Annotated in this window: 19 protein-coding genes and 1 riboswitch; of the genes, 12 read left to right on the top strand and 7 right to left on the bottom strand. The window is 34.6% G+C overall.

The genetic code is table 11. The features are described 5' to 3' along the window. Positions 1-59 precede the first annotated feature (59 nt). Positions 60-446, top strand: coding sequence for a hypothetical protein (locus tag IC221_RS07080; protein ID WP_188168286.1), 387 nt, complete (start codon positions 60-62; stop codon positions 444-446). 117 nt (positions 447-563) lie between these two features. Here the strand turns inward: IC221_RS07080 and IC221_RS07075 are convergent, their stop codons facing one another. Beyond that, positions 564-1,298, bottom strand: a complete 735-nt coding sequence (locus IC221_RS07075) for a nitroreductase family protein (RefSeq protein ID WP_188168285.1) — start codon at positions 1,296-1,298, stop codon at positions 564-566. 137 nt (positions 1,299-1,435) lie between these two features. Between IC221_RS07075 and IC221_RS07070 the strand changes: the two genes are divergently transcribed. Further along, entirely contained in the window at positions 1,436-1,921 is a 486-nt protein-coding gene (locus tag IC221_RS07070; RefSeq protein ID WP_188168284.1) for a hypothetical protein, read from the top strand. Between the two features lie 36 nt (positions 1,922-1,957). Here IC221_RS07070 and moaA read toward each other — a convergent pair whose 3' ends face one another. The 4 genes from moaA to IC221_RS07050 all read right to left on the bottom strand — a co-directional run bounded on the left by moaA (position 1,958) and on the right by IC221_RS07050 (position 6,239). Continuing rightward, positions 1,958-2,926, bottom strand: a complete 969-nt coding sequence (gene moaA / locus IC221_RS07065; protein WP_188168283.1) for a GTP 3',8-cyclase MoaA — start codon at positions 2,924-2,926, stop codon at positions 1,958-1,960. A gap of 111 nt (positions 2,927-3,037) precedes the next feature. Further along, on the bottom strand, positions 3,038-3,226 hold the full coding sequence (locus tag IC221_RS07060; protein ID WP_188168282.1) for a hypothetical protein: 189 nt from the start codon (positions 3,224-3,226) through the stop codon (positions 3,038-3,040). A 1-nt stretch (position 3,227) separates the two neighbouring features. After that, complete coding sequence (locus IC221_RS07055) at positions 3,228-3,935, bottom strand: NapC/NirT family cytochrome c (protein WP_052444206.1); 708 nt, start codon at positions 3,933-3,935, stop codon at positions 3,228-3,230. Between the two features lie 21 nt (positions 3,936-3,956). Then, positions 3,957-6,239: a molybdopterin-dependent oxidoreductase gene (locus IC221_RS07050; RefSeq protein ID WP_223241315.1), complete on the bottom strand. Its 2,283-nt coding sequence runs from the start codon at positions 6,237-6,239 to the stop codon at positions 3,957-3,959. 229 nt (positions 6,240-6,468) lie between these two features. On the opposite strand from IC221_RS07050, the gene IC221_RS07045 reads away from it, so the two are divergent. Next, positions 6,469-7,791: an alginate export family protein gene (locus tag IC221_RS07045; RefSeq protein ID WP_188168281.1), complete on the top strand. Its 1,323-nt coding sequence runs from the start codon at positions 6,469-6,471 to the stop codon at positions 7,789-7,791. A gap of 200 nt (positions 7,792-7,991) precedes the next feature. Here the strand turns inward: IC221_RS07045 and serA are convergent, their stop codons facing one another. Further along, positions 7,992-9,884 carry a phosphoglycerate dehydrogenase gene (gene serA / locus IC221_RS07040; protein WP_188168280.1) on the bottom strand — a complete coding sequence of 631 codons (1,893 nt, stop codon included), beginning with the start codon at positions 9,882-9,884 and terminating at the stop codon, positions 7,992-7,994. A gap of 129 nt (positions 9,885-10,013) precedes the next feature. Beyond that, positions 10,014-10,370 (bottom strand): MmcQ/YjbR family DNA-binding protein, encoded by a 357-nt coding sequence (locus IC221_RS07035; protein ID WP_188168279.1) that lies wholly within the window; start codon positions 10,368-10,370, stop codon positions 10,014-10,016. 219 nt (positions 10,371-10,589) lie between these two features. Between IC221_RS07035 and IC221_RS07030 the strand changes: the two genes are divergently transcribed. The 9 genes from IC221_RS07030 to IC221_RS06990 all read left to right on the top strand — a co-directional run bounded on the left by IC221_RS07030 (position 10,590) and on the right by IC221_RS06990 (position 21,902). Next, positions 10,590-12,992, top strand: coding sequence for a TonB-dependent receptor (locus tag IC221_RS07030; protein ID WP_188168278.1), 2,403 nt, complete (start codon positions 10,590-10,592; stop codon positions 12,990-12,992). Positions 12,993-13,117: 125 nt separating this feature from the next. After that, positions 13,118-13,221: riboswitch (SAM riboswitch) on the top strand. A 135-nt stretch (positions 13,222-13,356) separates the two neighbouring features. Next, entirely contained in the window at positions 13,357-14,397 is a 1,041-nt protein-coding gene (gene metX / locus IC221_RS07025; RefSeq protein WP_188168277.1) for a homoserine O-acetyltransferase, read from the top strand. An 84-nt stretch (positions 14,398-14,481) separates the two neighbouring features. Further along, positions 14,482-14,661, top strand: coding sequence for a hypothetical protein (locus IC221_RS07020; protein ID WP_188168276.1), 180 nt, complete (start codon positions 14,482-14,484; stop codon positions 14,659-14,661). 145 nt (positions 14,662-14,806) lie between these two features. Beyond that, positions 14,807-15,634, top strand: a complete 828-nt coding sequence (locus tag IC221_RS07015; RefSeq protein ID WP_188168275.1) for a protein-glutamate O-methyltransferase CheR — start codon at positions 14,807-14,809, stop codon at positions 15,632-15,634. A 17-nt stretch (positions 15,635-15,651) separates the two neighbouring features. Beyond that, positions 15,652-16,248 (top strand): chemotaxis protein CheB, encoded by a 597-nt coding sequence (locus IC221_RS07010; RefSeq protein WP_188168274.1) that lies wholly within the window; start codon positions 15,652-15,654, stop codon positions 16,246-16,248. A 51-nt stretch (positions 16,249-16,299) separates the two neighbouring features. Further along, positions 16,300-17,337 carry a GAF domain-containing protein gene (locus tag IC221_RS07005; RefSeq protein ID WP_188168273.1) on the top strand — a complete coding sequence of 346 codons (1,038 nt, stop codon included), beginning with the start codon at positions 16,300-16,302 and terminating at the stop codon, positions 17,335-17,337. A 77-nt stretch (positions 17,338-17,414) separates the two neighbouring features. Next, positions 17,415-20,855, top strand: a complete 3,441-nt coding sequence (locus IC221_RS07000; protein WP_223241314.1) for a PAS domain S-box protein — start codon at positions 17,415-17,417, stop codon at positions 20,853-20,855. A 129-nt stretch (positions 20,856-20,984) separates the two neighbouring features. Beyond that, positions 20,985-21,533: a SiaB family protein kinase gene (locus IC221_RS06995; RefSeq protein ID WP_044202789.1), complete on the top strand. Its 549-nt coding sequence runs from the start codon at positions 20,985-20,987 to the stop codon at positions 21,531-21,533. A 6-nt stretch (positions 21,534-21,539) separates the two neighbouring features. Then, positions 21,540-21,902 carry a DUF1987 domain-containing protein gene (locus tag IC221_RS06990; protein WP_044202790.1) on the top strand — a complete coding sequence of 121 codons (363 nt, stop codon included), beginning with the start codon at positions 21,540-21,542 and terminating at the stop codon, positions 21,900-21,902. Positions 21,903-21,956 lie beyond the last annotated feature (54 nt).

Below are 21,956 nucleotides of genomic sequence, written 5' to 3'. Positions count from 1 at the left end.
ATTGTATATTGAAACGTTATAAAACAAAAACAAAGTTCGAACAACAATTTTTTAATACCGTGAATAATACCGAAATTTCCGCAATTTGGGAACAAATCAGTCACAGAAAAGACGTTGCAAAGGTCTCTAACTTACACTTTATCAAGGTCGTAAGTCAACAATTAAAGAACCCACATCTTATCACTTGGGATTTTTATAACAAAGAAGTTCTAATTTCAGAAGTAGCCTATATTAATACAGTTGATGATGATCCTATTGATCTAAAAGACTATAAATACTTATGGGTAAAGGAACAAAACCCTAATGAGCAAGCCTTATTTAGAATCTTACTAAATAACGATGGACAAACGATAAATTTGAAAACTTTATTCCATCCATCACACAAAAACAGCAATCTGACTGTAAAATACTTAGGCTTGATCGAAGAAGAAGTTATAACGGAATAAAAGAAGAGCTATCAATATTTCATTAAAAAGCTATTAGAGTGATATTTTTAGTTTAATATCAATCATAATAGCTTCCTAAAATAATGATAGCTCTTTCTATAATATTATTGAATAATCCTATTTTTCAAAAATTACTTTTTCCTTCGAAACCCTAGTTCTTTCATTGTAAATACCACCTTCAGCGGCGACCCCACAACCAATCACCATACTGATTTCTGCATCTTTTGGAAGATCTAAAAGCTTCTTGATTCTTTTACTATCAAATCCTTCCATTGGACAGGTATCATATCCTTCTGCTTTCATACTATACATGAAAGTCATTGCCGCCAATGACACACTCTTATGCAATGTGATGCGAACATCCGTTTTGGTCACCTGTCTGTACATGGGCTTTTTAAATCCAACGTACCATGCATATACTTTTTTGAAAAAGCTTTTTAATCCACCAAAATTATCGTTGTTATACAAGATAGGGACCAACTTCTCATAATAACTCAAAGCTCTGTCTTTATCTTTTTGTGGCATATCTTCTGGAAAAGAAGCCTTCATTTTTTCAAGGTTGAAAGCAGCTCTTTCTTTCCATAGCTTTGGTCTAACAACAAATAATACCAATTCTCTAGCAGTTGTTGCCGCCTTTTGACGCATACAATTTTCCGCTACTTCCTTTTTTAAGTCCTCAGAAGTAATTCTGTAGAACTCCCACATTTGCATATTAGAACTGTTGGGGGAGAGAGTTGCCCTTTCAAGACTTCTTTGTACTGCACTATGATCAAAATCTGATTCTTGATCGTAAATACGCACAGATCGTCTAGATTGAACAATCTCATCAAAATATTTTGCACTGTTAGTCATTTTTCTTGTCCGATTAAATACTTTAATTGTCAGTTTTATTAAACGATTATTATTTTTGTCTTAATCATTATTTATTTAATAATTCAAATAACTAATCATCCAATTAGTGCAAATTTAATCATTTAGAATAATTCATCATGTTAAAATTAATTTCTAAACTCATACTGTTCATCTCAATTCCTTTATTTATTATCTCATGTAGTAGTGACGGAGAAGAAGAAATCATTCCTGGAGACATTTCATTTTGGGCAGATAGTAACTCTGGTTTCTTAGGGGACCAAGCGATTACAATTGTCATTTTTGATAGTAGAACCTCAACTGAAATTACTAGAGGAGTTTTAATTCAAGCAGCAAACAACCCTGCTTGCGGAGGAACAACAATGAGTAGTATTTTCACTGCTCAATTATCTCCTGGAAAATATACTGTACAAGCTTTTGAAGATGACTCTGAAGCTGGAGCTGGTGATGGCGCTTGGTTTAACGGCCCATTTGGTCAGGAAATTGAAGTTATTGGAGGAACTTGTAGATCATACAGAATGGGTGATGATCCTTTTGAAGCTCAACGTGCTTCCAACGCTAGAACTAGAGGCATCAAATTTTATGGTGTTTACGAAGTTCAATAAAGCATAAAAAAAGAGGTAATTTAAATTACCTCTTTTTTATCCCCCAATTAAAGACATGGAGTCTAAATCCTTATTATGATTCTTTTCTTCATCAAAACCTGAAGCCCTTTTCAACAGCAAGTGTTCTTGAACCTTTTGAATAAGTTCTTCATCTGAACACCCTTCTCTTATAACTGCTTTAAGATCTATTCCTTTTTGAGAGTATAAACAATTTCTCAATTGCCCTAAAGATGTTATTCTTAAACGATCACACGTCCCACAAAAAGTTCTCGTAAAAGCAGGAATAATCCCTAATGAGCCTATTAATTTCTTTGAATGATACACTTTGGCTGTTGACGAACCCTCAAGTTCCTTCAAATCATTGAACTCTTTTTGAAGTTCATTTTCAATATCTATGTAATTCCAGCTTTTAGTAACTTCCTTTCCTTTACCGTTGAAAGGCATTTCCTCAATAAAACGGATCTGAATAGGATAGATTTCAGCAAACTTGGCTAGTGGTATAATCTCTTCGGTGTTCTTACCTTCCATAACCACCATATTCACCTTGACTTTAAACCCTTTCAAAACTATCATTTTGAGAGAGGACATTACTTTATCAAAGTCATCTCTACGAGTTATCTCAAAGAATTTTTCTTTGGTTGTCGCATCAAGACTTAGATTAATATCTTTTATTCCTATTTCATGAAGTTCATCTAAGTACTCATCTAGCATAACTCCATTTGTTGTAATTGCCACCTTCTTAATCCCCTCTATCTTCACTAATTCTCTCAGAAAATTAATCAAACCTTTCCTTACAAAAGGCTCCCCTCCAGTGATTCTTACTTTTTCTACGCCATGTTTCGCAAGAAGACTTACCAATCTCAACATTTCTTCAAAGGACAATAGCTTATCTTTCTGAACGAATTTCATATGTTCAGGCATACAATAAGTACATCTTAGATTGCATCTATCTGTGACTGCTAATCTTAAATATTTGATTTGTCTTTGAAACTTATCTGTTAACACGTGATTGTATTTGTGGTAAAATGAATTTGCAATTTAATAAATAAAAAGGTCTTGTATTCTAAATAACGGAATACAAGACCTAATATTTAATAAGATTAGACTAAAAACTTTTTATAAAATATCATTACTAGTCAAATCTTTGTAGACTTCCCATAGTACTAATGCGACTGCCACTCCAATACAAGGTTGAGCAACAAATACAAATAAGAACATTAGATAAGGGTTCGGAAAAATGATGTAGGGAATAGAGATTGCTAAACCAACAATCACCAACATACTTTCTATAAATACTTTTCTCATGTTATTTTGATTGTTCTGCTGAAGCAGCAAGTGTATTAATGTAATCTTTAACTTCTTGAGCATTGACAACTTCCTTCACTTTTGGATCTGAAAGCCATTTATACTCTTTGCTACCAGGAGTTCTTTTTGAAGGTTCCGGGTGAGCTCGTCCGTGACAGTTTAAACAAGAAATTGAAGGATCATCACCCATTAAATTCTCAACAACTGGAGCATGTTCATCAACCGCTTCAAAAGTTCTTGATCCTTGGTGACACCCATAACAGTTCATTGAATTAAATTCACCTCTATAACGAATCGGTTCTGTATAAGTCTTCGTTACATATCTCATTAAGTGACGGTAACCATCTAACTTCGCTTTCATAGTTCCTTGAAAACCATAATCCGCGTGACAGCTATAACACTCATGCTCAGCAATCCATCCATTTTGATAATGTCTAGCTGCTAATGTTTGAGAATGAGAATCAAACATCATATCATTTGCCATTGGAGACATGACGTGACAACTTTGACACGTTGTAGACTCTTTTGACGACACAAAAACATGATAATTACCTAGCAGCAAGGCAAGTAATGGGAAAACAATAATCCCAAAAAGTACCATTGACCTTACTTTAGCACTTAACTCATGCCTATTTGCTCTTAATTGATACAGCAATATAACTTCTACGATAAGCACAAATATTGCCAATACATCTAATATTGTTTCCATAAATCTTAAGAAGTTAATTTGTTATACCTTTTTTACTTTAATTGCAGTCACCTTGTAGTCAGGTTCCTTTGAAATTGGGTCATGATCATCCGACACAACATTGTTAACCAGGAACTTCGCATCATAGAAGGCTCCAAATACAACACCTGGAGTTTCATGATCTGAAATATCTACAATACCTTGCATTTTTCCACGACTACTTTCCACTTCGATTGTATCTCCTTTTTTGACATTGTTCAATCCTGCATCTTGAGGATGGAAAACAAAACGACCAGGACCTGCTGAATGATTCAATTCAGAGATTCTATAGGTCATTGTTCCTGTATGCCATTGAGAGATTACACGACCAGTCGTCAAGAATAAAGGTTTATCTGCAGATACATCTTCATTACCTGCTTTATAAGGTCTCGCAAAAACAACTGCTCTACCATCAGGTTTTCCATAGAAATGAACCTTATGATCTGAATTCACATGTTTATCTGCAAATGGATCTCCTTTAATATATCTTCTCACGGTACCTGGGTGATCTTCCGTAGGGCAAGGCCATTGAATGCCTCTTTCCTTCTTTAATCGATCATAAGTGATACCACTGAAATCGTATTTACTTGCTTTTGAAATGTTTCTATATTCATCCCAACATTCATTAGGAGTTTTATAGGTAATCAGTTTACCCTGCCCCATTCTATTGGCAAAGTCCACTATAATATCAAAATCAGAACGAGCTTCACCTACAGGCTCTCTCAATTTCTCAATGATTTGATATCTTCTTTCCGTTTGACCGTATACACCTTCTTTTTCAATGTAAAGTGCAGCAGGCAAAAGAATGTCTGCAAATTTTGCTGTTTCTGTATCTCCAAACACTTCCGATACAACCAAGAAAGCTTTTTCCATACCTTCTCTGTAATAACGGTTGTTCGGTAAACTTTGTGCTGGGTTTGTACACATGATCAACGCTGCTTTCACATCGCCTTTTACCATACCATCAAACATAGCTAAGGCATGTCTACCAGGCTTTGGTGAAATAGTACCTTCTGGAACTTTCCACAAACCTTCCATTTCCTTACGATGCGTGGCATTTGCTACCATTCTACCATTTGGTAACAAGTGAGCTAAAGAACCTGTATCTCTCACACCACCACAAGCATTTGATTGACCTGTCAATGAAAGAGGAGTAGCACCCGGACGACAAATCTGACCTGTAATTAAGTGCAATGAGTTCAATGTATTATTTAAGAATACACCTTGAACCCTCTGATTAATACCCATTGTCCATAAAGACATCGTTGCTTTTGAACTTGCAAACTGATAAGCCACTTCTCTGATTTCTCTTGGAGTAATCCCTAACTCATCTGCTACTTTTTCAGGACGATAATCTTTTAAGAACTCTTTATATTCTTCTATAGATATTTTTTGTTTTCCATCATTGAAGCTCACGTACTTAGAGACAAAATCATCATCTAACAACTCCAACTCTGACATTACTGAACACATAGAGTTCAATAACAACATATCTTTACCTGGCAATACTGGCAAGTAAATATCTGCATGTTCGGCTGTTTTTGTCTTTCTTGGATCAACTACAATGATTTTTACATTTTTGTTGGCCTTTTTACGCATCATGATTCTTTCCCATAATGGCGGGTGACATTCATAAGCATTAGAACCAATCAAAAAGAATGTTTCTGCGTGATCTATATCATCATAAGCCCCAGGAGGTTCATCTTTACCAAAAGTCTGAGTATACCCTACAGCAGCTGACGCCATACACAAACGAGGGTTTCCATCCACATTGTTTGTTTTGAAGCCTGCTTTAAATAGTTTGTTGGCTGTATAAGACTCTTCGATTAATAGTTGGCCAGAGCCGTAGAAGCCGATGCTTTCAGGTCCGTGATCTTGCAAAGCTTCTTTAAACTTAGAAGTCATCAAACTCATTGCTTCCTCCCATGAAGCTTCAACGAACTTCCCGTCTTTTTTAATTTTTGGAGTTTTAAGTCTACCAGGATCCTTCATTAATGAATCCAACATAGAACCCTTGATACAGATTACGCCTTTATTGTGAGCTTCTTGATCTCCACGTACTCGAACTAATTTGTCTTTGTTCATACCTAGCATAACACCACAGCCTGTACCACAATATCTACAAACTGATTTGTGCCATGATTTTACTGGTCCTTCATCAACTATTAATTCTGTGAGACCCCAACCACTTAAAGCAGCACCGCCTACAGCAACCGTACCTCCAGTTAGTTTTAGAAAATCTCTCCTAGATAGATTCAGATTCTCTTTGTCGTTTTGTTTCCCCATTGACAATAAGTATTTGACTTTATTTATATGTGTCTTATTCCTTAATAGAAATTAACAATTTTAGAGTTATGATGTAAATTTGTGACACAATTTCTCATAAAAATATGATGGAAGTCATACCTTTCTAACATTATTGATTATTTGCAAAACATTTTTCGCAGAAAATTGTTCCCAAAAATTTTTTAAGATATTTTAGCTTCATCAATATTAATCTAACTAATTTTATAGTATGTTAAGAAAATTACTACTACCTGCAACAATCCTTTTGCTGTTTAGTAACTTCGCTTTGGGTCAAGACTTTACGATTGATGCCCAACTGAAACCTCGTTTTGAACATAGAAATGGTTTTGGCCAACTAAGACCATCAAATAGTAACTTGGACCGCCCTACCGATTTTGTATCTCAAAGAGCAAGACTACGCTTTTTATTCACTGATAAAAGTGAGAAGTTCAAGATGGGTGTTTCAATACAAGATGTTAGAACATGGGGAGAAGTAAATCACTTCGCTAATAAAGACAACGGCAACTTACATGTACACGAAATGTATGGTGAGTTATTTTTCACTGAGGAATTCTCCGCTAAAGTAGGTCGTCAAGAATTAGTGTATGATGATCACAGAATCTTTGGTTCTGTAGATTGGGCACAACAAGCTAGAAGCCATGATGCATTAGTTTTAAAGTATGAGAAAAACTTTAAACTACATGCAGGTTTCGCAGTAGCAACTGTTGGGGAAACTAACTTCTACACTCCATTAGTTCCTGGCACAAACAATAGCTACAAGAATATGCAGTATTTATGGTTCAATAAGAAATTTGAGGACTTTAAGCTATCTGCTTTATTTATGAACTTAGGGCTTGAACAATTTGACCCAACGATCAACAATCCTGCTAGAACAGATTACGAAACTGTTTATCAACAAACATTAGGTGCTCATGGTGAATGGAGACCTGGTAAGTTTGGTTTAAATGCTTCAGTTTATTATCAGTTTGGTAAAACTGGTGTTGCAGGAGCTGAGAAAACAATAGGTGCATACAATGCTTTACTTGAATTATTATTCAAACCATCAGACAAAGTTGGTTTAATTTTAGGTGCTGAAATTCTTTCAGGTACTGCCTATGATGCTGATGCTGGTGATAACAATTCATTTAACCCTTATTTTGGTACTAACCACAAATTCAATGGTCACATGGATTACTTCTATGTTGGTGGCAGAAACCCTGCAGGTGGTTTAACAGACATCTATTTAGGAGCTACTTACAAAGTAAATGATCAATGGAACTTCTACGGTAGATTACACCAATTTATGTCAGCCGCAAAAATTTCTGATGGCACTAACGAAGTGGACAGCAACTTAGGTACTGAATTTGATTTAATCATCAATCATAAATTCAACAAATACATCACTATTCAAGGTGGTTGGTCAGGTATGTTTGCTACTGAATCTATGCAATATGCTACTACAGCAAACGCAGGTGGTGATCACGAAAAATTCAACAACTGGGGTTGGATGGGCTTAGTAATTAAGCCAACACTTTTCACTACAAAAAAATAAATAGCCTAACTACTTTATCTTATTAAAGTAACTAAGCTTAATATATAAAAGAGGTTATCTCAGCAATGGGATAACCTCTTTTTGAATTCCTATAATAATACACACTTTTCAATATCAATTTATGTGATTGAAAAAGTATGTATAAAAAAAGAGCTTATGATCCGTAAACCATAAGCTCTCTGATCTATTTTAATCAACGATTAATACAAAGTTCTAAACTTGATTGTATTATCAATTGATCTTAAATCTTCCAATAATTCCGGTTGGTACGTTTGATCAATATCCGTGATTACATAACCGATATCTTCATTCGTTTTTAAGTACTGACCTAAAATGTTACAACCATGCTTTGCAAACACGTTGTTCATTTGTGCCAAGATACCTGAAACGTTTTTATGGATATGCAACATACGGTGTCCATTTTCCAAACGAGGCAATTGAACATTCGGGAAGTTCACACTGTTAAATGAACTACCTGTATTTACATATTCAATCATTTTACCTGGAACGAAGTCAGCGATATTTTCTTGAGCTTCTAATGTAGAACCACCAATATGAGGTGTTAAGATTAAGTTATCTACATCTTTTAATGGAGCATCAAAAGTATCGTTATTGTTCTTAGGCTCTACAGGGAATACATCAATCGCTGCACCCGCAAGGTGACCACTCTGTAATGCTTGTTGTAAAGCTTCTAATTCAACTACTGGACCTCTTGCTAAGTTAACAAGGATTGCACCTTTTTTCATTTTAGCAATGTGCTCACCTGTAAAGTATCCTTTATTTTCAGCACGACCATCCACGTGAAGTGAAATCACATCACATGTTGACAATAGCTCATCTAAAGAACTCAATTTAGTAGCATTACCCAATGCCAGTTTCTCAACTACATCATAGTAATACACATCCATACCTAACATCTCTGCAAGGATAGATAATTGAGAACCAATATTACCGTAACCGATGATACCCAATTTTTTTCCTCTTACTTCGAAACTACCATTTGCAGATTTACTCCACTCACCTCTATCCATCTGACGCATTCTTCTTGGAATCTGACGCATTAATAAGATGATCTCACCAATTGCCATTTCCACAACAGAACGTGTATTACTATAAGGTGCATTGAAAACACTTACACCATGATCAGTACATGCTTGAAGATCGATTTGGTTTGTACCGATACAGAAAGCACCCACCAACATTAAACGATCAGCAGCTTCCACTACTTTACGAGTAAGCATTGTCTTAGAACGAATACCTAAGATATGCACACCTTTGATTTTTTCACAAAGCTCTTCTTCATCTAAAGCACCACCTAATAATTCTACTTGGTAGCCCTCATCTTCTAACTTCTGCTTTGCATCTTTATGGATATTTTCAAGTAATAATACTTTTATTTTACTCTTTGGGAATGACGTCGCCATAGGATGTTTAATTGAATATAGTATTTCGTCAAAGCTACTTGCCTCAATATCTGCTTTAGCAAGTACTTTATCTCTTTTAATATTTTCGGTGAAAGCGTAAAAAGTTTGAGCCAAACCTGCTTCTCTAATTTCATAATCAGTATAGCCATCACCAATGACAAGAACTTCACCATCTAAGGATAATTCTTTCATTAGCTTCACCTTACCCTTGTGCTCAGATAATGGGTTTGAAGCATCAAATCCAGTGATTTCATCCTTTTCGTTATAAGTAAATGTGTTGGCATAAATGTTCTCTTCTTTAATACCAAAATCTTTCACTACAGGAGTAATAAAATCTTTAAACCCTGATGAAACGATCAACACATTATCTTTTTCTTTTGAAAAGAATTCTTTGTTTCTTTTTACAGATTCAGATACTAATTTTTTTAGTTCTGATGAAAGTTGATCAACATCTTTCTTTGTTGCATCCAATAAGGCCAAGCGTTGCTCTAAAGCTTCTCTAAAAGACAACTCACCAGCCATTGCTTGGTCTGTAAGTTCTTTGATCTTACTTCCAATTTCTTCCTTTTTGTCAGTACCCTCATAAAGTATATCACTCAACACATCAAGTGCTTCTACTTTCGTAAATGTACTGTCAAAATCAATTACAAAAAATCTCTTATTCGCCATGTTCATTTGTCTTTTAGTTACAACCGCTAGTCAAAAGTATCATATTATAATGACATTTGAATATATTTTAGGTATTTATTGTAATTTTCATAAAAAAAAGACTTCTTTTTTATACTTATTGAACATTTTTCAGCTTTCTTTTTCTATTTCCTCCCTTATTTTCTTAGGTAATTTATTATAGACTAAATCATAAGAATGATCGATTGCCTTGTACATTTCTGACTCGGGCAAATCGCTTAAAACAGTGATCGTATTCCAGTGTTTTTTATTCATATGATAACCTGCTTTGACGGCATTATACCTATCTCTCATTTCTAATGCCAACTCTGGATCACATTTGACATTAAAGCTTTCAAAATTATCAATATCTGTCAAAGCAAACATTTTTCCAGCCACCTTAAATACCAAGGTTTTCTCATCAAAAGGAAAGTCTTCTGTAACCGACCTTTTGTTTAAACAATAATCACGAAAATCTTCAATATTCATTTCTTAAAATTTAACTATTTATTAACATATGTAAATCCTTAAAAACAAAGTACATAAGTAAAAATCAACAACGTAAACCTTATAACACCTTTTTAAGATGTGAATTTTCTTTTTTAAAGTTAATTTTTCAACTTTACTTTGCACCTTAAAATCTAGCAAATAATCTAAACAATTCAACGACTACACTGTTTAAGGCATATACTTAGACAAATTACAATTATGAAATACTTACACCTTATTTTTTCAATTTTTATCATCTCCTCAAGTGCATTCGCTCAGAAAGGTATTATTAGAGGAACTGTAAGTGAAAAATCTAACAACCAAACTGTCCCCTACGCTACTGTTGTAATACAAGGTACAACAACTGGTGCAACAACTAAAGAAGACGGTTCATTTGAAATCAAAAATTTACAACCTGGCTTGTATAACTTAGTGGTAAACTACGTTGGTTATGGACCCGAGTCAGTGGAAGTGGAAGTATCAAACTCACGCCCTGCTGTTGTAGATTTTAAATTAACACCTTCTACACAAGAATTAAATGAAGTAGAAGTAGTTGCAAATGGTTTTTATAAATCAGACGAGTCACCCGTTTCGGTACAAAGAATTGGGGTTACAGAAGTCAAAAGAGCTCCCGGAGCCAATAGAGATATTTCAAGAGTATTACAATCCCTACCTGGGGTTGCTTCCACTGCTTCTTTCAGAAATGACATCTTAATTAGAGGTGGTGCACCTAACGAAAATAGATTCTACCTCGATGGAATTGAAATTCCTAACATCAACCACTTCGCAACTCAAGGAGCTTCAGGTGGTCCAGTGGGTATGATCAATGTTGATTTTATTAAAGATGTAGAATTTTACTCAGGTGCTTTTCCTGCAGGAAGAGGCAATGCTTTATCATCAGTAATGGAATTCACACAAAAAGATGGTCGTACTGATCAACACACTACAAATGTTATTATTGGTACTTCTGATATCGGATTAACATTCGAAGGCCCTGTTACAGAAAAATCATCAATTGTAGTTTCTGCCCGTCAATCTTATTTACAAGCACTTTTCAGCGTTCTTGGCTTGCCATTCTTACCTACCTACAACGATTTTCAATTAAAATACAAGTATAAGCTAAACCAAAGAAATCAAATCTCAATCATCGGTCTCGGAGCCATTGACCGTTTCAAATTGGCGGACTCTCCAGGCGAACCAACTGACGAAGATTATGAGCAAAATCTTTACACTTTAAATAATACGCCGGAACAGTCACAATGGAATTACACTATTGGTGCTAAGTATGAACATTTCAGAGATAATTCAACATTCACTTTTGTAGCATCAAGAAACATGTTGAACAATGCACAGTACAAGCACCCTGAAAACGACACTAGCCAACCAAGAACCTACGATTATAAATCTCAAGAAATAGAAAATAAATTTAGAGCAGAAGGAGTAACATTCACTAATTCTGGATGGACATTTAGCTATGGTCTGAATTATGAATATGCAATGTATAATAACAGAACAGAGCAAACGCTTTATGATTTCTCTACAGGAGAACTTGAAACTATTAATTTCAGATCTGATTTAGGTTTAAATAAATGGGGTGGTTTTGCTACTGTAAGTAAGAAGTTGGTGCAAGATCAACTAACACTTTCATTAGGCGCAAGAGTAGATGCCAATGATTATTCTAACTCTATGTCGAATTTATTGGATCAATTCTCTCCAAGATTTTCTGCATCTTACCAATTCACACCAAGATGGAGTTTAAACTTCAACACGGGTATTTACTACCAACTTCCAACCTACACTACTTTAGGTTATAAGGAAGGAGAAGACTTCGTCAACAAACAAAACGATTTATTATATATCAGAAACAAACAATTAGTGGGTGGATTTGAATACAAAATTCCTGAGAAAAACGTCAAGTTCACTTTAGAAGCATTTGAAAAAGTATACGATCAGTATCCTTACTCTGTCAACAATCAAATCTCATTAGCCAATTTAGGAGCTGACTTTGGTGTAATTGGTAGCGAAGAAGTAACAAGTACTTCTAAAGGTCGTTCTAGAGGTATTGAATTTATGGCACAACAAAAATTCTTTAAAGGGTTCTATGGTATTTTTGCCTATACATTTGTAATGTCTGAGTTCACGAATGCAAACCCTGATGAATACGCTCCTTCTTCTTGGGATAGTAGAAACATTGTAAGTTTGACTGGTGGTAAAAAATTAGGTAAAAACTGGGAAATTGGAGCAAGGTGGTTATTCTCTGGCGGGACACCTTACACTCCTTATGATGAAGAAGCTTCTATGCGAAGAGAAGTTTGGGATAATGAAAAAAGAGGCGTGAGAGATTATTCTCAAGTTAACACATTACGTTTAGACCCAACACATCAATTAGACGTAAGAGTAGACAAGTATTACTACTTTGACAAATGGAGTTTGAACTTCTATTTTGACATTCAAAACTTATATGGTTACAAAGCGAAAGGGCAACCAATTCTTACAACTGAATTGAATGCTGATGGCTCACCAATGGTAGACCCTAACGACCCTTCTCGATACGTTCCGAAGTATATAGAAACTACTAATGGAATTGTTCAACCTTCTATTGGAATCATCATAGAATTGTAAAATTTTAAAAATATCGAACAAAAACCTTCATTTCTATCAATTTTAGAGGTGAAGGTTTGTTTTTTTATAAATTGTAGACTTATTTTGAACCCGCATACCATTTACATCTCATAGTAAGACGTAAGTGTTTATAAAGAAGAGGTAAGAGACTAGGCTCAACGACCCTCTAGCAACCATCTATTATTGATAAGGTGCTACATCCTAGCCTAATTATTAGGACATATAAACGATAGAATATTTAGACGTCTGAAAGTCAACACAAATACATTCTGCTCAATTATATCCACTGTAATTACGCTACTGAAGGTCATCCTATACTCTCCTACCCTCAATTTCTTGTTTTAATAAAAAAGAAAAGAAGGTAATGCAAGAGCATTTTTTCACATATAATAAAAAATTCGAGCTTGAACTAGGAGGAGAATTAAATGATTTAACACTCGCATATCAAACTATGGGTCAAATCAATGATGACCAATCAAATGTCATATGGGTTTGTCATGCACTTACAGGTAATGCTGAAGTTTCAGATTGGTGGAATGGCCTGTTTGGTGATCATTCTATCTTCAACCCAAAGGAACATTTTATTATATGTGCCAATGTGATTGGGTCATGTTATGGCTCAACGGGACCACTATCGATAAATCCTGACACCAACAAACCTTACTATAATTCCTTTCCATCTGTTACAATACGTGACATTGTAAAATCTCTTGATTTATTGAGAAAGGAACTAAAAATTGAAAAAATCAATACTCTCATCGGTGGATCATTAGGTGGTCAACAAGCTCTAGAATGGGCAGTTTCTCAACCTGACTTAATGGAAAACCTTATTATTTGTGCAACAAATGCGAAACACTCCCCTTGGGGAGTCGCCTTTAATGAATCACAAAGGTTAGCTATTCAAGCAGACCCAACATGGGGGCAAGAAGATCCTCAAGCTGGAAGTAGAGGTTTAATTGCAGCAAGATCCATTGCAATGCTTTCATACAGAAATTACAGTACGTACGAAAAAACGCAAAGTGAAGACTCTGAATCAGTCACTGACAACTTTAAGGCTTCATCTTACCAAGAGTACCAAGGCAAAAAACTTCTTAGTAGATTTAATGCTTATTCGTATTGGACATTGTCTAACACCATGGATTCACACAATTTAGGTAGAGGAAGAAAGTCAATCGAAGACGCTTTGAATACTATAAAAGCCTACACACAAGTTATTGGCATTACTTCAGATGTGCTTTTCCCTGTTTCTGAACAACGTTTCATTACACAGCACATCCCTAATGTTACGTATGAAGAAATTTCATCACTATATGGGCATGATGGGTTTCTTGTTGAAACACACAAAATAGCAGGAGCTATTCAAGCATTCTTTAAGCAAAAAAAGAAAAAGAAAATAATAATGTAGTATTTAGGCATACATTTTGTATCTTGGAAAAACAAGCAGTCATTATTGACATCAAATGAGTATCCATATTAGCCAACAGCTACAATGAAAAATATTAAAAGAAGAATCTTATCATCAATCGCATTACTTACTTTAGGTGCTTTGATCTATTCTTGTGCTCCTACTAACTCTGCGAGTGCAAACTACTTCAACAAAGAAAGAAAGAAATATGAAATTATGGATATGCATTCAGAATGTCCTCAGATTGTAAACTCGAGGCGATAATTTCATAAAACCATACAATAAAATCCTTTTCTCATTATCACTAAATCATGAGGAAAGGATTTTTTCATATCTTACACTCACGATAACCATAATTTTTTTATAATTTTGGCTGTCAAAAAAACTGTCATCATTTTTTAAGCAAAATATGCAACGTGATATTGAAATAGCAGAATTAAGAAGATTAACCCAATATATAGATGATAATTTTGATTACGACTTCAAAAATTACGCAATGTCTTCCTTTACCCGAAGAGTACGAAGAGTAATCGAACTGTATAAATTCACATCTGTCGAAGCACTAATCAAAAAATTTAAAAACGATCCATCTTTCTTCCAAGAATTTGTTTCTGAAATCACCGTAAACGTAACAGAGATGTTCCGTGACCCTACTTTTTGGAGCAGCCTCAGAGATGAAATTATTCCTGATGTAATAAAAGAGCATCGTAAAATAAGCATATGGCATGCAGGATGTTCTTCAGGTGAAGAAGTCATTTCAATGTGTATTCTTTTGAAAGAGTTAGACTGCCTTGAAAATGCAACAATTGTAGCTACTGATATCGATCAGTCTATTATTAACAAGGCTAAGAAAGCTTCATTTTCTGCCAAAAATATGGAGCTCAACAAACAAAACTACGAGCGCTATGGTGGAAAAAATGATTTCCTTAGCTACTTTGTAGAAGATGAAGGTTTTTTCTATATCAAACCTGAACTAATTGAAAGAGTATCATTCCGTGTTCAAGATTTAGTGAAAGGCAATCCTTTCTCTAAGTTTGATCTAATTTTATGTAGAAACGTAATGATTTATTTCAACCAAACTTTACAAAACGAAGTACTTAAAAAACTACATGGTAGTCTTTTTAAATATGGAAATCTTGCAATTGGATCAAAAGAATCTTTGATTTGGTGTGATATTGCCAATAAATTCGTTGTGGTGAACAACGAAGAAAAGATTTACAAGAAGATCAAAGATTAACTTCCACACGCTACTCAATGAAGTCTTCATTTTTTCATAATAAATATAAAGGAATAGTAATTGGAGGTTCAGCCGGCAGTTTCAAACCTATTACAAAATTGCTTGCGGATCTACCAAAAGACTTTCCTATCCCGATTTTTCTTTGTCTTCATAGACTCAAACATGTTAGGCATGGTTTTATAGAGGCTTTATCTATAAAGAGTTCAAAACCTATTCTTGAACCTTTAGATAAAGAAATAGTAAGACCTGGCATGGTTTACCTTGCTCCTGCGAATTATCATTTATGCATTGAACTAGGGAATACTATGTCCTTATCAACAGAAGGTCTAGTCAATAATTCAAGACCGGCTATTGATCTGACTTTTAAAAGTGCGGCCTATGTTTATAAGGAAAAACTTATTGGAATCTTATTTTCAGGAGCTAATAAAGATGGTGCTTTAGGAATGAAGGCCATTAAGGATAAAGGTGGTGTAACCATAATTCAGGACCCTGAAGAAAGCATGATGAACACCATGCCTTTGTCTGCAAAGCAAGTAACTGAAATAGATTTTTGCCTTGAAGCTGAAAAAATTACAAATTTTCTACTAGATTTATACAAGGCTTACCAAAAATAAGCGTTACTTATTAAGACTTGTGAAACTTTTTCAAGCAAACTAATTAGTATTTTGAAAACAACACAGAAAAGAACAAATATTAGAGAGAAGAATATTCATACGGTATACAAAGTTCCGGCGATCGTTGTAGCTTCAATTTTTGTGTTTATTTTCTCTACGATTTTAATATTTGAAAATCAATTTCCAGGAAGTGTTAAAACGTTGATCCTAGGAAACGGGGAATACAATAGAGAAAAGTATCTATTGAGTTTAGGTTACATCGATTTAGTATTTGTAATAATATTACTGTACCTCATTTTTAGTAGTCGTCAGGTTTTTAATATTATACTAGGCGTCATTTTCCTATTCCTTTCCTTCTTTTCGACCTCAAGTTTGTATAATCTACCTGAACAAATATTGAGTGCTTTAGAGAGGAAAGATGATAAAACCTACCTTCAAATAATGGACCTAAGCACTCCTACTTTTTATACGCTAGGTTTTACTTTCGCAATACTAATATTCCTTTTATTCAGGCTTGTTTCAGAACTAATGAAAGATCCAGAAGATCATATTATTTATGTTCCAAAATATTTTTCAAAAGAAAGTCAAAAAAGAGAGGAAGAGACAAAAGATACATTTAGAGAAAGAGGTCAGCTTATCAAGAAGAATATTCAAGCTTCTATTCTCAACATAGAAGATGGTGATGATAAGGAACAGATACTATTAAATTCAATTTGTCGCGAATTCCAAGTAAGTACAGGTATTTACTACAAAACAACTATCATTGATGGGAAGAATATGATTTCCTTTTCTAAGGGTTTTTCTTTTTACTTACCAGAATCGCAAACATTGGCATTTGAATTTGGAGAAGGTCTTCCTGGTCAAGTTGCATCTACTAGATCTTCTATCATTTCAAATACAATTCCAGAAAACTACATAAAAGTGGTATCCGGGTTAGGTGACTCAACGCCAAACTCACTAATGATTGCTCCAATCTTAGATGCTGAATCTAATTTATTAGGAGTAGTTGAACTTGCCTCTTTCAAAAACTTCACTCCTGAGGATCGTGAAATTTTAGACAAGGTGACCATTTGGTTTACAGAAAGTTAAAATATTGATATAAACAGTAGGACTTTATATATATGTTTTTCCAAGACTTAAAGATACGTACTAAAATTACTATTATAATGTTACTCGTTGTAACCATTACTGTAGTAACTATTAGTTCCCTCTCATATTTTCAGACTGAAAATTCAGTTGAAAGAAGATTCTCTCAAACTTTTGATGTCATCAGTACACTGAAAGCGGAACAGATTGACCAAAAATTCAAGTACATCGAACAAAACTTGAAATACATGGCGAAGTCTGCTTTAATTGTTAATAACGCTACAAAATTAAAGTACCTCTTTCAATCAAAGTCAAGATCGTATAAAGATTCCACTTACTACGAAATAAAAAGAAAACTTGATAATGAACTATTCCCAAAACAAATTGTGAATGGTTATTCTAACATCATCATTACAGATAACAAAGGAAATGTGCTTTATACCAGTTACACTTTCCCTGCATCTGTAATTGTAGGTGATAGAAACAAGAAGTTTGAAAAAATCATTAAGAAAGCGAAAACAAAAACTTATTTTTCTGAACCTTTCAACACCGAAAAAGGAGCACACATTTACGTTGTCTCTCCAAGAATGAAATCAAGATTCGGAGAATTAGGACACGTGATTATCTTATACAGTCTCCAGAAAAACATATATCCAATAGTTGAAAACAGAACAGGACTTGGTGACACTGGTGAAATCTTATTATCAAGATTATCAGACAATCAATCAAGCAATGTTACAATTATATCTCCATTAAAAGGAAGTCCAAACTTACTAACTGAAGTTATTAGTCTTGGCGACCCTTCTAATATCGCCATACAAAAAGCGGCGAAAGGAGACTCTAAAGATTTTAGCTATGATATTGATTGGAGAGGTAAAAAAACCATTTCCTACTGGAACTACATTCCCACCACCAACTGGGGTTTAGTAGTAAAAATCGACTACGACGAAATTAAAAGCGGTTTAAATGGTCTAATCAGAACCTTCTTTTATACCGCCATCGTAATCATCTTTATTTCAATGATGATTGCTGTAATCTTCTCTAAATACCTTACAAATCCAATCATCACTCTTAAAAACAGGCTAAACCTCATCGCAAAGGGTATTCTTCCTCATGAAGTAGTAAACCTTATTCATAAAGATGAAATTGGCGAAATGTCTATGGCTGTTCAGGAAGTGGTAAACGGTATGAAGAGAACTGCAAACTTCTCTGAACAAATTGGTGAAGGAAATTACGATGCTTCTTATACTTCTCTTAGTGATGATGATACGCTAGGTAATGCCTTGATTGGTATGAGGGATAGTATTCAAAGAGCCGAAAAAAGAGATTCAGAACGTAACTGGATTATTACGGGTGAAGCTGAAATTGGCCAAATTCTTCGTAATCACAATGATTTAGTTGAATTGGGTAATGAAGTAATTGCTTTTACGACAGAAAAAATCAGTGCCGTTCAAGGAGCCTTTTATGTTGTAGAAGGCGTCACTGATGAGCTTCCATTAGAAGAGCAAGAAATTAGGTTAATAAGCACCTATGCTTATAATAAAAGACGTTTCCTTCAAAAGAAATTTAAATTTGCAGAAGGCTTAGTTGGGCAAGCTGCAATTGAGATGGAGATGATCTTAAGAACCGAGATTCCTAGTAGTTATTTATCGATTACATCGGGTTTATTGGGTGAGCAAAAACCTAAGTCAATTCTAATTATGCCTCTTATCGCAAATGATAAAGTATTTGGTATTTTAGAATTTGCCTCACTGGATAATTTCTCAACGATGAAGTTGGATTTCGTAAAAGAAATCTCACAAATTATTGCTCGTACGATTTTTAATATCAAAATCAACGAGAGAACAGTAAAACTTCTGAAGGAATCTCAACAGATGAGTTCTGAACTTTCGGTACAACAAGAAATTCTTCGTCAGAATGCAGAGGAGATGGAAGCAACTCAAGAAGAATTACAAAGAACTAACCATCGTCTAGAGGAACAAGTTGAAGAGGTTAAACGATCTCAAAATAGATTACAGTCCTTACTAGAAAATGCATCTGAGGTAATTACAATTTTTGATGAAAACGCGAAAATTAAATTCGTCAGCCCTTCTTCGAAACATATCTTAGGGTACAAGCCAGCAGATTTAATAAACCTTTCTTACCTAGATAACTTACACAAAGACAGTGTGGATGAGGTTCGAGATTTCATTACATCATTATCTAAGTCGAAGAATGAAGAAACTTTAAGTGCACAATACCGATACAAACTTCAAGACGGAAGATACATTTGGCTAGAAGCTACTGGTATTAACCTCACAAAAGATCCTGCAATCGAAGGTATTGTAATCAACGCACAAGACATCACTGAAAGAAGAAGAGCGGAAACAGAGAAACGTATGCGTACACAAATGCAAGCCTTATCTGAAAACTCTCTGGACTTGATTCAACGATTAAATAAAGAAGGTCTAATCTTCTACACCAACCCTATTATTGAAGAACTTACAGGTTTGTCAGCTGATTTATTCTTAAATCAGAAAATTGAGAACACTGCTCTACCTGAACATATTATTTCTGAATGGAAAGATATGCTCATTGAAGTTTCTTCGAAGAAAGAAAAATCTACTCGAGAAGTTGAATTCCCTACTTCAAGTGGCAACCGTTTTATGACGGTTACGGCAATACCAGAATTCACTGAAGATAATGAATTCGAAAGTGCATTATTTGTTTCGCATGACATCACTGAACGTAAGAAGTCAGAACTTGAAATCTTGCTTAAAAACAAAAAAATCACGGAGAGTATTAATTATGCCAAACGAATTCAGGGTGCAATTATTCCAGAAACGGAAATTATTAAAAGAGATCTAAACGATTGCTTTATACTGTACAAACCTAGAGATGTGGTCAGTGGTGATTTCCCTTGGTATTTCAAAAAAGATAATGATATCTACATCGCTGCTGTAGACTGTACAGGGCATGGCGTACCAGGTGCATTGATTTCATTAATTGGTTATTTCATCCTTAATGACATTGTACAAAACAACCATCACATCGCTCCTGGCGAAATATTAGACTTACTGCATCAGGGAGTTACAAAAACGCTAAGACAAGACTCTAATAGCAGTACTAGAGATGGTATGGATATTGCAATTGCAAAGATAGATATTAACGCTAAAAGAATTGAATACGCAGGTGCACATAGACCTCTATTCTTATTTAAGACTGAAACAAAAGATTTCATTCAAGTAAAAGGAAATAAATTCCCAGTTGGAGGGGAATACAAAACAAGAACAAACTTTACAACTCACGAAATTCAATTAGAAGAGGGAGATGAAATCTTCTTATTCTCTGATGGCTATCCTGATCAATTTGGAGGTCCAGAGAACCGAAAATTCGGTGCTAAGAGAATACGTGAAGTGATTTCCAACTCTGATCATTCAAACATGGAAGAAATTGCGCATACTCTTCATCAAACATTTGTTGACTGGAAAGGCAATGCAAAGCAAACTGATGACGTTATAATGATAGGGATAAGATTTTAGCAAAGAAAAACTTGTTAGTTTCCTACGTTTAGTTATATTTGAAAATATTTTTTTTACGTCTAAATCTATTATTCGTAAGAATAAAGCTCCAACGATTATTAAGTTGGTTAAAAAATTCTGTTCGGACATATGAAATACATCTACGAACTTCACAGGACAATGCTTGACAAAGATCTCATACTCGTTTATGAGGGAGAGATTACGCAAGATATAACCAAATCTGTATTATCCATGGCGGAAAGAAACATGGATTCATATGGTGAACAGTCTAAGATCAAAAGAAAGGTCTTTAATGTTATGGTAGAGTGCTTGCAGAACATCAGTAAGTATGCCGTCCCAATGGAGAAAACATCTGACAAAAAGAATAGTGCGGTCTTTATGATTGGAAAAGAAGACAACTCTTATTTTATCACGTCAGGCAACCCAATACTTTCTAAGAATGTCAGAGACATTGCTCAAAGATTAGAAAGAATTAATGACCTCGACAAAGACGGTCTCAAAGATTTATATAAAGACATTATTAAGAATGGTAAGATCTCTGCCAAAGGTGGTGCAGGTCTTGGCTTTATTGATATGGCTAGAAAATCAGGCGAGAAACTACGTTTTGATTTTGAACCCATCAATGATGAGTTCACATTTTTTTCTCTTAAAACGACAATTCCAAGAAATCTAAAATAACTTTACATGAAAGTCCTTAATCTTGCAGGAACAGAGGATACGCCAAAAGTCATCTTGGACAAAGACAACGAACTATTCGAAATTTCGGGTAGATCCCTTCCAGAAGACTCAGCAGAATTCTTTGCTCCTATCCTAAAATGGATAGAAGAGTATGCTGAAAATGCAAATAGCTCAACAAAGTTTTTATTCAAACTTGAATATTTTAATACAGCTTCATCTAAATTGATATTAGATGTTCTGTCAGCATTAGAAGAGATAGTGGGTACTACAATTGTATGGTACTATCACGAAGATGATGAAGATATGCAAGAGGCTGGAGAAGAGTTTGAAGAATTAGTAGAACTTGAATTTGAATTCGAAACATACTAATATGTATCTTTTCTCAATAAAAAACACTTGGCTTTTCCTTTAAAACCAAGTGTT

The organism is Flammeovirga sp. EKP202, from assembly GCF_014534745.1.
GTDB lineage: Bacteria > Bacteroidota > Bacteroidia > Cytophagales > Flammeovirgaceae > Flammeovirga.
The sequence above is the reverse complement of the archived record's forward strand: the minus strand, read 5'-3'. Positions and strand labels throughout refer to the sequence as shown.